Genomic DNA, 12,080 nt, shown 5'->3' on the forward strand with positions numbered 1-12,080 from the left:
CTCCGCGCTTCGATTGACGAAAGTGCAACCAGGGCTGGAAACCCCGGCCCAGCCGCTCTATCTGGCCAGCATGAACGATCTCTCCGCAGCACCGCGCCCGGAACGCCAGCGCAAGCCCGACTGGATCCGCGTCAAGGCCCCGACCTCGGAAGGCTTCGCCAAGACCCGGGCGCTGATGCGCTCGAAGAACCTCGTCACCGTCTGCGAGGAAGCGGCCTGCCCGAACATCGGCGAATGCTGGACGAAGAAACACGCCACGGTGATGATCCTCGGCGACGTCTGCACCCGCGCCTGCCGCTTCTGCAACGTCAAGACCGGCATGCCGCGCAAGGTCGATCCGCTGGAGCCGCAGCACGTGGCCGAAGCCGCCGCGCAGATGGGCCTCGAGCACATCGTCATCACCTCGGTCGATCGTGACGATCTGCCCGATGGCGGTGCGTCGCAGTTCGTCAAGGTGATCGAGGAGATCCGCAAGGCCAACCCGACCACCACGATCGAGATCCTCACCCCCGATTTCCGCAACAAGCACGAGGCCGCGATCGAAGCGATCGTCGCCGCCCGTCCGGACGTCTACAACCACAATCTCGAGACCGTCCCCAGACTCTACCCGACGATCCGCCCCGGCGCGCGCTACTATGCGTCGCTGCGCCTGCTGGAGACGGTGAAGCGCCTCGATCCGACGATCTTCACCAAGTCGGGCATCATGCTCGGCCTTGGCGAGCAGCGCCTCGAAGTCCACCAAGTGATGGACGACATGCGTTCGGCCGACATCGATTTCCTGACGATGGGCCAGTATCTCCAGCCGACCCCACGCCACGCCAAGGTGGAAGAGTTCGTCACGCCCCAGGCCTTCCAGGCGTACGGCGCGATCGGCCGCGCCAAGGGCTTCCTCCAGGTCGCCTCGTCGCCGTTGACCCGCTCCAGCTATCACGCCGGCGAGGATTTCGCCGAGATGAAGGCCGCCCGCGAGGCGAAGCTGGCGAAGGCCGCTCGATGAAATTCCTCCCCCAGCTTGTCTGGGGGAGGGGGACCGCGCCCGAAGGGCGTGGTGGAGGGGCGCCGTCGCAGACGGCCCGCTTCTCCGAATGCCCCTCCACCAGCCTGCGGCTGGTCTCCCTCCCCGAGACGAGCTCGGGGAGGTATTAGAAGAAGCAATGCCCAAGCATTCCGAAACCCGTCCGCTTCCCTATAGCCCGGAGCAGATGTTCGACCTGGTCGCCGACGTCGCGCGCTATCCGGAATTCCTGCCCTGGGTCAGCGCGATCCGCGTCCGCTCGAACAGCGATACCCAGATGGTCGCGGACATGATCGTCGGCTTCAAGGGCCTGCGCGAGACCTTCACTTCGCGCGTCGAGAAGGCGCGGCCGGGTAGCCTGCACATCGAATATGTCGAGGGACCGCTCAAGCACCTGAGCAACGACTGGAAGTTCCGCAGCGACGGGCAGGGCGGCTGCCTGGTCGACTTCTCGGTCGACTTCGCCTTCAAGAACCGCGTGTTCGAGATGCTTGCCGGCCAGATGTTCGACCGAGCGCTACGCAAGATGATCAACGCGTTCGAGGAACGCGCCGCCCGCCTCTACGGCGATTCGACGTCGGCTTCGGTGTCCTCGGGGGCAGAGGCGCCCGGCATCAGCAGCTCGAGCGCGCACAACGCCGCCTGAAGTCGTACGCCGGCGCGGCCGTTATTCTCGAAATGGCGGGCATCCGCCACGATATGGTCGGGATCGGCGCCGCGCACGGCCTGGGCGAACACCACCGTGCCCACCGGCTTCTTCTCGCTGCCGCCATCGGGGCCGGCGATGCCGGTGATCGCCACCGCGACATCGGCATGGGTGCGGGTGAGGGCGCCCTGCGCCATGCTCCAGGCCACCGCGATCGAGACCGAACCGAAGGTCTCCAGCACGTCGCTGCCCACCTTGAGCACGTCGTGCTTGGCTTCGTTCGAATAGGTGACGAACCCCGCGTCGAAGACGTCGGACGAGCCGGGGATCTCGGTGAGCGCGGCGGAAACCAGCCCCCCGGTGCAGCTCTCGGCAACGGCGATGCGTCGGCCAGCTGCGCGGTTGGCATCGAGCACCTTGCGTGCGGCGGCGACCAGCTCCGGCGGGAGAATCGTGTCCATAGGGCCGGGCATGTGCCACCCTATTGTTGCCGAGGCGAGTCAGTTCGTTCCCTGAGGGGGATGCAGGCAAGACAATGGCCTTCTCAATTCCTCCCCCAGCTTGCTGGGGGAGGGGGACCGCCGCCGAAGGCGGTGGTGGAGGGGCCGGCGCAACGCGCCGGTACCCGGCGCGCCCCTCCACCCCTCGCTACGCGAGCGGTCCCCCTCCCCGAGACGAGCTCGGGGAGGAATTAGATTACCGGCACCCGCACCGTGGCCACCGCCTGCGCGGCCATGCCCTCGCCGCGCCCGGTGAACCCCAGCCGCTCGGTGGTCGTCGCCTTCACGCTCACTTCGGATGGCTTGAGCCCCAGGATCGAAGCGATGCTCGCCCGGATCGTCTCGCGGTGCGGCCCCACCTTGGGTGCCTCGCAGATGATCGTCACGTCTACGAAATCGATCACGCCGCCTTCCGCCGCCACCAGCGAAGCCGCATGCTGGAGGAACTGCGCCGACGCCGCGCCGCGCCATTTCGGGTCGCTTGGCGGAAAGTGCATGCCGATATCGCCCGCGCCGATCGTGCCGAGCAGCGCGTCGGTGATCGCATGCAGCGCCACATCCGCATCGCTATGCCCCGAAAGCCCGCGCGAATAGGGTATCTTCACGCCGCCCAGCCACAATTCCTCGCCCTCGGCGAAGCGGTGGACGTCATAGCCGGTCGCGGTCCGCACCCGCATCTGCGCCCCGAACCGCGCCTCGGCGGCGGCGAAATCGCCGGGATGGGTGACCTTCTCGAGCATCGCGCTACCTTCCACGACCATTACCTCCTGTCCGAGCGCACGCAGCATCTGCGCATCGTCCGTAGCCTCCCGGTCCGCCGGCCAGGCCGCATGGGCCTCGACGATGGCGGCATAGCGGAACGCCTGGGGCGTCTGCACTCGCATCAGCCCGTCGCGCGAAACGGACACACCGGACGCGGAGACGAGCGTGTCCGCCACCGGCAATCCCGGGATCGCACCTGAAACCGTTTCCAGTGCCGCCAGCAGCCGGTCGATCACCGCGTGCGACAGAAAGGGGCGGGCGGCATCATGGATCAGCACGCGCTCGGTACCGCCCAGCGCCGTCAGCCCATTGGCCACGCTCTCCCGCCGGCTCGCCCCGCCAACAACGAAGTCCACATCGCCCAGCGCGGCGCGCAGCAGTTCCTCCTGGCCTTCGCCGATCACCACCAGCACAGCGTCGATCCCGGGATGCGATGTCATGGCGGCGTAGCTGTGCGCCAGCATCGGCCTGCCGGCGAGCGGCGCGAACTGCTTGGGCACGCTGCCCCCGGCCCGGGTACCGCTCCCGGCGGCGACAATGATGGCGGCGGTCTTCATTGGCGGGGGCCTAGAGCAAGTGCGGGCGGGGTTCCACCTCGATCCCACACCCCAATCGTCATCCCGCACCGCAACCGTCATCCCGGCGAAAGCCGGGATCTCGTGCGGCTCCTTTCCCGCCATCGCCTGAGATCCCGGCTTTCGCCGGGATGACGAGGCGCGCTGCCGATGATAGTCTCCAAGACCGGCCGTGGAGGCGGCGCCAAGGGGGGAGGGGCGATGGCCCGATTACGGATCGTGCTGGCCGCAGCCGCGCTCCTGGCGCCGCTGCCGGGCCTCGCCCAGACCGTCACCGCCGCGCCTGATGTCGCACCGGCTCCCGGCCCGGCCAACCGCGCCACGCCCCAGATGCACCCGTCCCTCTGGTTCGCCGATGGTGACTATCCCCGGTCCGCCATCCGCGCCGAACAGGAAGGACGGGCAGGGGTGCTGCTCGAAATCGCCAGCAATGGCCGCATCCATGCCTGCTCCATCCTGTCGTCGAGCCAATCCAGCGCGCTCGACAGGGAAACTTGCCGCATCGTGATGCGCCGCGCCCGCTTCACCCCGGCGCTTGGCAGGGACCGCAAGCCCGCGCCCGATCGCTGGAGCGCCAGCATCGACTGGAAGCTGCCGACGGACGTCACCTATGCGCCGACGTACCAGGCCGTCTGCGACGATTGCGGCCTGGGTATCTTCACGCCGCCGCCGGAGCATTTCCCTTCGCCCCAGGCGCTTGGCGACCCCGACCTGTGGTTCCAACCCGCCGACTATCCCCCTGGGTTGCTGAAGCGGGGCGGAAGCGTCGAAGTACTTTTCGGCGTCCGGAAGAGCGGTGCGGTACGGTCGTGCCGCATCACGGCATCCAGCGGCATGCCGGATTGGGATAGCAGGATCTGCGGGGTCCTGCGCGGTCGGGCGAGGTTCCAGCCCGAGAGGGAAGCGAAGGAGAAGTGGCGTTCTCGCTACTGGGGGCACCGTTACTCCTGGGGTCCCGCGATCGCCAATAGCTTCCCCAATAGGCTTCCAATGTAGGAAATCCTCTGACAGCCTCGAAGCTCAGCCGGTCACCGCCGGCCGCTCTTTGAACTGTCCATATGCCAAAGCCAGCGCAGGATTTCCCGCACCGACGCAACGACTTGCCGCGACTCCGCACGGCTTTCACGCAAAGATCCGCGTTCAAGCCGTCAGGCAATGCACATATCGACTCCGCCGAACCCCGCGCATTCCAGCCCTTTCCGTCGGGCTTCCATTCTCCAGGACGACACGGCGCACACCCACGAAGCACGCAACCAACGCCACCTTCCGCGTCCAGAACCGTCCGCTTGCCAATCTCCGCTTGTACCTGTAGGCGCCACTGCCTATTTTTCAGGCAACATCATGAGCGAACTCGCCCCCATCCAGATCGGCCCGGTGACGGTCGAAGCGCCGGTGATCCTCGCGCCGATGACTGGCGTGACCGATCTCCCGTTCCGCCGCGCGGTCCGCCGCTACGGCTCGGGCCTCAACGTCACCGAGATGATCGCCAGCGCGGCTGCGATCCGCGACACGCGCCAGTCGATCCAGAAGGCCGCCTGGGATCCGATCGAGGAGCCGGTGTCGATGCAGCTCGTCGGCTGCTCGCCGCCCGAGATGGCCGAGGCAGCCAAGCTCAACGAAGATCGCGGCGCCGCGATCATCGACATCAACATGGGCTGCCCGGTCCGCAAGGTGACCAACGGCGATGCCGGCTCGGCGCTGATGCGCGACCTCAAGCATGCCGCCGCGATCGTCGATGCCTGCGTCAAGGCGGTGAAGGTCCCGGTCACGCTCAAGATGCGGATGGGCTGGGACCTCGACAGCCTGAACGCCCCCGAGCTCGCCCATATCGCCGAGGATCTCGGCTGCCAGCTCGTCACCGTCCATGGCCGCACCCGCAACCAGATGTACCGTGGCAGCGCCGACTGGAGCTTCGTCCGCAAGGTCAAGGATGCGGTGAAGATCCCGGTGATCGTCAATGGCGACATCTGCTCGGTGGAGGACGCCCGCGAGGCGCTCCGCCAGTCCGGCGCGGACGGCGTGATGATCGGCCGCGGCGCCTATGGTAAGCCCTGGGTCCTGCGCCAGGTGATGGATGCGCTGACCGGCAAGGGCGAGCGCGAAGACCCGAGCGTCGACGAACAATATCGTGTAATCCTAGAACATTACGTCGATAGTCTCGAACATTATGGTGAGATGACCGGCGTCAACATGATGCGCAAGCATCTCGGCTGGTACACCAAGGGCCTGCCCGGCTCGGCCGAGTTCCGCAACAAGGTCAACCAGGTGCCCGACGCCAGGACCGTGCTGGCGATGCTCGACGAATTCTACGCGCCGTGGCGTTCCCGCGCGGCGGCCTGAGGCGGCTGCGGCCCACGCCGCCCGCCACTGGCCCCAAATTTGCCGAGATGTTCGCCGCCCTGCCGGTCGCGGTCCTCGTCATCGATCCCGACGGCCGCATCGCCCATGCCAATGCCGCCTGCGAGGCGCTGCTCAACCATGCCGAGACCACGATGGTCGGCCAGCCCTATGACGCGGTGCTGAGCCCGCCCGACGGCTATGTCGAGCGCCGCGACGGCCACGGCTTCGCCGCCTTCGACATCGAAATCGAGGCGATCCGCGGCCCGCGCATCCGGGTCGACTTCGTAGAGACCCAGGTCGCCGATCATCCCGGCTGGCGGATCGTCACCCTCCACCACGCTCCCCAATCCCGCCGTGTGGCCCAGGGTGCCGATCGCACCGCCGGCGCAAGGGCCGCGGTAGGGGCGGCGGCGATGCTCGCACACGAGATCAAGAACCCGCTCTCGGGCATCCGCGGCGCCGCCCAGCTGCTCGCCAGCTCAGGCGAGGACCGCGAGCTCACCGGCCTGATCACCACCGAGGTCGATCGCATCGCCGCGCTGATCGACCGGATGCAAGACTTCACCGATACCAGGCCGCTGAAGCTCCAGCCGATCAACATCTACCCGCTGCTCGATCATGCCCGGAAGGTCGCGCTGGCCGGCTTCGGGCGTGGCATGGTGATCGAGGAGAGCTTCGATCCCTCGCTGCCCCCGGTGCTGATCGATCCCGACGCCTTCCAGCAGGTGATGATGAACCTGCTCAAGAATGCCGCCGAGGCGCTGGGCGGGCTCGCCCAGCCGCGCATCGTGCTGTCGACCGCCTATCGTCACGGCATGTCGGTCAGCACCGGCGCCGGCCGGCCGCGCGTGCCACTGCCGATCGAGATCTGCGTCATGGACAATGGCCCCGGCGCGCCCGAGGACATCGCCGAGCACCTCTTCGAGCCCTTCGTCTCGGGCAAGCCGGAGGGGAAGGGGCTCGGCCTCCCCCTCGTCGAGAAGCTGGTCCGCGACATGGGCGGGATCGTCCAATATGCCCGTGAGCGCGCCCCCGAAATGACCGTATTCCGCATCCTCCTGCCGCGAGCAAAGGCATGACCGGCTCGGTTCTCGTCGTCGACGACGACAGCGCGATCCGCACCGTCGTCGCCGCGGCGCTCCGCCGCGAAGGCCATGCCGTCACGACGGCAGCCAGCCTCGCCGAGCTGCGTCGCGCGATCGGCGCCGCGCTGCCCGACGTGCTGGTCACCGACGTGGTGCTGCCCGACGGCAACGGCCTCGATGAGGTCGCCCGCCTCACCGCCGAGCATCCTACCCTCCCTGTGATCGTCTTCTCGGCCCAGAACACGCTGGCGACCGCGGTGCGCGCCACCGAGGTCGGCGCCTTCGACTACCTCCCCAAGCCCTTCGACCTCGACGTGCTCGGCCAGGCGGTGCGCAGCGCGATCGCCCGCGGACGCCACGCCCCCGCCGAGTTCCCCGAGGACGAACTGAACGGCGGCTCCTCGCTGATCGGCCGCTCACCGGCGATGCAGGAGGTCTACCGGGTCATCGCCCGCGTCGTCTCGAACGACCTCACCGTGCTGATCTCGGGCGAATCCGGCACCGGCAAGGAGCTGGTCGCCAAGGCGATCCACGATCTCGGCCCGCGCCGCCGCGCACCCTTCGTCGCGCTCAACATGGCCGCGATCCCGCGCGAGCTGATCGAAGCCGAGCTGTTCGGCCACGAGCGCGGCGCCTTCACCGGCGCCCAGGCCCGCGTCGCCGGCAAGTTCGAACAGGCGGCGGGCGGCACTTTGTTCCTCGACGAGATCGGCGACATGCCGATGGACGCCCAGACCCGGTTGCTGCGCGTGCTCCAGCAGGGCGAGTTCACCACCGTTGGCGGCGCCAAGGCGATCAAGGCGGATGTCCGCATCGTCGCCGCGACCAACAAGGACCTTGCCGCCCTGGTCCAGGCCGGGCAGTTCCGCGAAGACCTGTTCTACCGCCTCAACGTCGTCCCTATCGCGCTGCCCTCGCTGCGGGAACGCCGCGACGACGTGCCCTTGCTCGCCCGCCATTTCCTCGACCGCGCCGCCGAGGACGGCCTGCCGCGCAAGAGCCTGGCGGCCAATGCGGTGGCGGTGCTCGAGGGGTATGACTGGCCCGGCAACGTCCGCCAGCTCGAGAACCTGATGCGCCGCATCGCCGCGCTCAGCCGCGACGAAGTGATCGACGCCGACGCGATCCGCCGCGCATTGGGCGAGGCGAGCGCGATGCCGGCCCCCGCGACTCGTGATGCCGGGATCGAGGCGGCGGTCCGCGCCCGGCTCGAGCGCATCGCGATCGAGGAGCCGCGCACGCTCGACGACGGCACGCTCTATGATCGCATCATCGGCGAAGTGGAGCGCCCGCTGATCGAGGCGATGCTGGCGCGCCACGGCGGCAACCAGCTGCGCGCGGCCAGGGCCTTGGGAATAAACCGGAATACGCTGCGCAAGCGGCTCGACACGCTGGGCATCGATGTCGGTCCCGGCCGCCCGGATGGTACCGAATAGCGACAGGCCGAGCACGATTATGTGTTCTTTTTGCCACAATCTCGATCTAGCTTGGCCACGATGGATGCCGTCGCCGCTGAGTCCCTGATCGAGGCAACGCTGCCGCAGAAGCGGCGGGTGGCGCCTACCCGGTTGCTGGAGGTCGTGGTGGTGGCGCTGGCCATCGCCACGCCGGTGGCGACTTTCCTGTTCGTCCGCAATTTCTCGCACCAGGTGTTCAACCCCGGCGTCGCAGCCTCGCTGCTGCTGGCCAACCTGCTGCCCTATGTCGCGCTGATCGTGCTGATCGGCCGCCGCATCGCGATCCACCGTGCCGCCAAGTCTGCGCTGGCCGGTGGCGGGCGGCTGCACGTCCAGCTCGTCGCGGTGTTCACCCTTATGGCGAGCATCCCGATCGTGCTGACCGTCATCGCCGCCTCGGTGATGTTCCAGTCGGGCGTCCAGCTCTGGGGCTCGGACCGTGCCCGCAGCGCCTTCAATGCGACGACGGATCTCGCCAAGGAGGGCAGGGGTCTCGTCGCCCAGCGCTGGGCGACCGAGGCGCGCACCATGGTCGACGACCTGACCAATCTCTACCCGAAGATCCCCGTCGATTCGGCGGCCTTCCAGCGTTCGCTGCTCGAGCAGCTCTATTACCGCTCCTTCGATCAGGCAGTCGTGTTCCGGGTGGTCGGCGGCAAGCAGGTCGAGGCGATGTACACCTGGGAGGCGCCGCCTGCGAAGGTCTTCGCGGCGCGTGTCTCGGGGCAGGTGCTGAACCTGCTCAAGGACGAGCAGAGCTACACCAATTTCGATGCCGACAAGCAGTGGGTCGTCACCCCGGTGGATCGCGCGCAGAATGTCTTCCTCTACGTCGCGAATTCCGTGAACGTCGGCTTCATGAGCCGGCAGAATTCAAGCGCGGACCGGATCGTCGCCGAATTCAACGCGCTCCAGGCCCGCTCGCGCGCGCTCCAGCTGCAGTTCAACGCCGTGCTGTTCGGCGTCGCGCTGCTGATCGTCAGCATCGCCACCTGGATCGCGCTCGCCGTGGCCGATCGCCTGGTCAAGCCGGTCGAGCAGCTCGTCACTGCCGCCCGCCGCGTCGCCGGCGGCGATCTGGCCGTGCGGGTCGACATCCCGCAGACCGGCGACGAGATCAGCACGCTCGGGAATGCGTTCAACGGCATGACCGAGCGGCTCGAGCAGCAGACCGGTGCGCTGCGCACCGCCAATGCCCAGCTCGAAAGCCGTCGCGTGCTGATCGAAGCGGTGATGTCGGGCGTCTCCGCCGGCGTCATCTCGATCGATGCCCAGCGCAAGGTCCGCCTGATCAACGAGTCGGCGATCGAACTGCTGCACCAAGGCGAGCGGGAGCTGGTCGGCCACCCGCTGGTCGAGCTCGCGCCGGAGCTGAACGACCTGCTCGATACCGGCGATCGCGAGGCGGTGATCCAGCTCGGTACCGGTGGCGATGCCCGCACCCTGGCGGTGAAGGTGACCAGCGACGAGGCGGGCAAGGTGCTCACCTTCGACGACATCACCCAGCAGCTCAACGATCAGCGCCGTGCCGCCTGGTCCGACGTCGCGCGCCGGATCGCGCACGAGATCAAGAACCCGCTCACTCCGATCCAGCTCGCCGCCGAGCGCCTCAAGCGCCGCTATGGCAAGAAGATCGAGCCCGAGGACGGCACCTTCGCCCAGCTGACCGATACGATCGTGCGGCAGGTCGGCGATCTGCGCCGTATGGTCGACGAATTCTCCTCCTTCGCGCGCATGCCCAAGCCGATGTTCCGCCAGGAATTGCTGCTCGACATCGCGCGCCAGGCGATGTTCCTCCACGAAGTCGCGCACCCTACGGTCCGCTTCGAGATGGACGTGCCCGATACGGTGCCCGGCCTGATCTGTGACCGCCGCCAGATCGGCCAGGCCTTCACCAACATCGTCAAGAACGCCGTCGAGGCGATCGAGGCGCGCGGGGAAGGGGAGGCACTGCCCCAGGGCCATATCGTCATGACGATCAGCCCGGAGAGCGAGGGCAAGATCACCCTGACGCTTGCTGACAACGGCATCGGCCTGCCGGTTGAGCGTGACCGGATCGTCGAACCCTATATGACGACACGCAGCCGCGGCACCGGCCTCGGCCTCGCGATCGTGAAGAAGATCGTCGAGGAGCATTTCGGCACCATCGGCTTCACCGACCGTCCCGGCGGCGGCACGCTGGTGACCATTTGCTTCGACACCGATCAACTCGCCGAGATGGTGAGTTCCCCTGAAGGCGAGGGCGGCGAAGAACCGCGTCCCGCCGTGCTTACGCGTACTGGAAGTGCCAAATCATGAGCCTCGATATCCTGGTCGTCGACGATGAGCGCGACATCCGTGAACTGGTCGCCGGCGTGCTGGAGGACGAGGGCTATTCGACGCGCGGTGCCGCCAATAGCGACGAAGCGCTGGAGGCGATCGCGGAACGCCGCCCCAGCCTGGTGCTGCTCGACGTCTGGCTTCACGGCTCGAAGCTCGACGGGCTGGAGATCCTCGACGAGATCAAGCGCCGCGATCCCTCGATCCCGGTGCTGGTGATCTCCGGCCATGGCAATCTCGACACCGCGGTCGCCGCGATCCGCCGTGGCGCCTCCGATTTCATCGAGAAGCCGTTCGAGGCCGAGCGCCTGTTGTTCCTGGTCGAGCGCGCCACCGAAACCGAACGGCTCAAGCGCGAAGTGGCCTCGCTGCGTGCCTCGATCGGGCGTGAAGAAGATCTCACGGGCCAGTCGGGCTCGATCAACACCGTGCGCGCCACCCTGAAGCGCGTCGCCTCGACCGGCAGCCGCGTGCTGATCACTGGCGGCGCCGGCACCGGCAAGGAAGTCGCCGCCCGGCTGCTCCACGGCTGGAGCCAGCGCGCCGCAGCCCCCTTCGTCATCGTCAGCGCCGCTCGCATGCAGCCCGAGCGGGTCGAGGAGGAACTGTTCGGGGTGGAGGAGGGCGGGGACCTGGTCCGCACCGGCCTGCTCGAGCAGGCGCATGGCGGCACCCTGTTCCTCGACGAGATCGCCGACATGCCGGTCGCCACCCAGGCCCGCATCCTGCGCGTGCTGACCGACCAGAGCTTCACTCGTGTCGGCGGCACCCGCGTGGTCAAGGTCGATGTCCGCGTCGTCTCGGCCACCGCGCGCGACCTGATGGTCGAGATCGCCGAGGGCCGCTTCCGCGAGGACCTCTATTACCGTCTCAACGTCGTCCCGGTGGCCATCCCCCTGCTCACCGAACGGCGCGAGGACATCCCGGTGCTGGTCGACCATTTCGTCGCCCATTATGCGAACGAACGCCGCGTGCCGACGCCGGAGATCGCGCCGGACGCGATGGTGGCGCTGCAGAGCTATGAATGGCCGGGCAATGTCCGTCAGCTGCGCAACGTGGTCGAGCGCACCGTGATCCTCGCCCCGGGCGACCGGATCGGCCGTATCGATCTCGATCTGCTGCCCCCCGAAGTGCTCGGCCGCCCGGCCGATACCGGCGGCGGCATGGGCACCAGTGCGATCATGGGCGCCCCGCTCAAGGAAGCGCGCGAGAGCTTCGAGCGTGAATATCTCCGCGTCCAGATCCGCCGCTTCTCGGGCAACATCTCGCGCACGGCGAGCTTCATCGGCATGGAGCGCTCGGCGCTGCACCGGAAGCTCAAGTTGCTGGGGATCACCGACAGCCGGGAAGAGTAGGGGCATCCCCCCCTGCCGCCGCCGGC

At 67.8% G+C, this 12,080-nt stretch carries 10 protein-coding genes; 8 read left to right on the top strand and 2 right to left on the bottom strand.

Going from position 1 to position 12,080, the window contains the following annotated elements:
• Nucleotides 1–70: 70 nt before the first annotated feature.
• Both lipA and GGR46_RS07370 read left to right on the top strand, forming a co-directional pair.
• Entirely contained in the window at nucleotides 71–997 is a 927-nt protein-coding gene (gene lipA / locus GGR46_RS07365) for a lipoyl synthase (RefSeq protein WP_183995977.1), read from the top strand.
• Between the two features lie 157 nt (nucleotides 998–1,154).
• Nucleotides 1,155–1,661, top strand: a complete 507-nt coding sequence (locus tag GGR46_RS07370; protein ID WP_183995979.1) for a type II toxin-antitoxin system RatA family toxin — start codon at nucleotides 1,155–1,157, stop codon at nucleotides 1,659–1,661.
• Here GGR46_RS07370 and GGR46_RS07375 read toward each other — a convergent pair.
• Nucleotides 1,577–2,122, bottom strand: coding sequence for a CinA family protein (locus tag GGR46_RS07375; RefSeq protein WP_373422981.1), 546 nt, complete (start codon nucleotides 2,120–2,122; stop codon nucleotides 1,577–1,579). The two genes, GGR46_RS07370 and GGR46_RS07375, sit on opposite strands and share 85 nt — an antisense overlap.
• Nucleotides 2,123–2,352: 230 nt before the next feature.
• Nucleotides 2,353–3,480, bottom strand: a complete 1,128-nt coding sequence (locus GGR46_RS07380) for a bifunctional 2-C-methyl-D-erythritol 4-phosphate cytidylyltransferase/2-C-methyl-D-erythritol 2,4-cyclodiphosphate synthase (RefSeq protein WP_183995983.1) — start codon at nucleotides 3,478–3,480, stop codon at nucleotides 2,353–2,355.
• Nucleotides 3,481–3,699: 219 nt separating this feature from the next.
• Between GGR46_RS07380 and GGR46_RS07385 the strand changes: the two genes are divergently transcribed.
• From GGR46_RS07385 to ntrX, 6 genes are all read left to right on the top strand, one after another.
• Nucleotides 3,700–4,494, top strand: a complete 795-nt coding sequence (locus tag GGR46_RS07385) for a TonB family protein (protein WP_183995985.1) — start codon at nucleotides 3,700–3,702, stop codon at nucleotides 4,492–4,494.
• A 345-nt stretch (nucleotides 4,495–4,839) separates the two neighbouring features.
• The gene (gene dusB, locus GGR46_RS07390) at nucleotides 4,840–5,838 is read left to right on the top strand and encodes a tRNA dihydrouridine synthase DusB (protein ID WP_183995987.1); all 999 of its coding nucleotides are present in this window, start codon (nucleotides 4,840–4,842) and stop codon (nucleotides 5,836–5,838) included.
• Complete coding sequence (locus GGR46_RS07395; protein ID WP_183995989.1) at nucleotides 5,814–6,917, top strand: ATP-binding protein; 1,104 nt, start codon at nucleotides 5,814–5,816, stop codon at nucleotides 6,915–6,917. The genes dusB and GGR46_RS07395 overlap by 25 nt, the downstream gene beginning before the upstream one ends.
• Nucleotides 6,914–8,359: a nitrogen regulation protein NR(I) gene (gene ntrC, locus GGR46_RS07400; RefSeq protein ID WP_183995991.1), complete on the top strand. Its 1,446-nt coding sequence runs from the start codon at nucleotides 6,914–6,916 to the stop codon at nucleotides 8,357–8,359. The genes GGR46_RS07395 and ntrC overlap by 4 nt, the downstream gene beginning before the upstream one ends.
• A 60-nt stretch (nucleotides 8,360–8,419) precedes the next feature.
• Nucleotides 8,420–10,678 carry a sensor histidine kinase NtrY-like gene (locus tag GGR46_RS07405; RefSeq protein ID WP_183995993.1) on the top strand — a complete coding sequence of 753 codons (2,259 nt, stop codon included), beginning with the start codon at nucleotides 8,420–8,422 and terminating at the stop codon, nucleotides 10,676–10,678.
• Nucleotides 10,675–12,054 (top strand): nitrogen assimilation response regulator NtrX, encoded by a 1,380-nt coding sequence (gene ntrX / locus GGR46_RS07410; protein WP_183995995.1) that lies wholly within the window; start codon nucleotides 10,675–10,677, stop codon nucleotides 12,052–12,054. Before GGR46_RS07405 ends, ntrX begins: the two co-directional genes overlap by 4 nt.
• Nucleotides 12,055–12,080 lie beyond the last annotated feature (26 nt).

It is taken from the genome of Sphingomonas kyeonggiensis (genome assembly GCF_014196745.1).
Taxonomy (GTDB): domain Bacteria; phylum Pseudomonadota; class Alphaproteobacteria; order Sphingomonadales; family Sphingomonadaceae; genus Sphingomonas; species Sphingomonas kyeonggiensis.

What these genes read in the sequence shown, in the direction of transcription:
- lipA (WP_183995977.1), top strand. Translation starts at nt 71, where the DNA reads ATGAACGATCTCTCCGCAGCACCGCGCCCGGAACGCCAGCGCAAGCCC.
- GGR46_RS07370 (WP_183995979.1), top strand. Translation starts at nt 1,155, where the DNA reads ATGCCCAAGCATTCCGAAACCCGTCCGCTTCCCTATAGCCCGGAGCAG.
- GGR46_RS07375 (WP_373422981.1), bottom strand. Translation starts at nt 2,122, where the DNA reads ATGGACACGATTCTCCCGCCGGAGCTGGTCGCCGCCGCACGCAAGGTG.
- GGR46_RS07380 (WP_183995983.1), bottom strand. Translation starts at nt 3,480, where the DNA reads ATGAAGACCGCCGCCATCATTGTCGCCGCCGGGAGCGGTACCCGGGCC.
- GGR46_RS07385 (WP_183995985.1), top strand. Translation starts at nt 3,700, where the DNA reads ATGGCCCGATTACGGATCGTGCTGGCCGCAGCCGCGCTCCTGGCGCCG.
- dusB (WP_183995987.1), top strand. Translation starts at nt 4,840, where the DNA reads ATGAGCGAACTCGCCCCCATCCAGATCGGCCCGGTGACGGTCGAAGCG.
- ntrC (WP_183995991.1), top strand. Translation starts at nt 6,914, where the DNA reads ATGACCGGCTCGGTTCTCGTCGTCGACGACGACAGCGCGATCCGCACC.
- GGR46_RS07405 (WP_183995993.1), top strand. Translation starts at nt 8,420, where the DNA reads ATGGATGCCGTCGCCGCTGAGTCCCTGATCGAGGCAACGCTGCCGCAG.
- ntrX (WP_183995995.1), top strand. Translation starts at nt 10,675, where the DNA reads ATGAGCCTCGATATCCTGGTCGTCGACGATGAGCGCGACATCCGTGAA.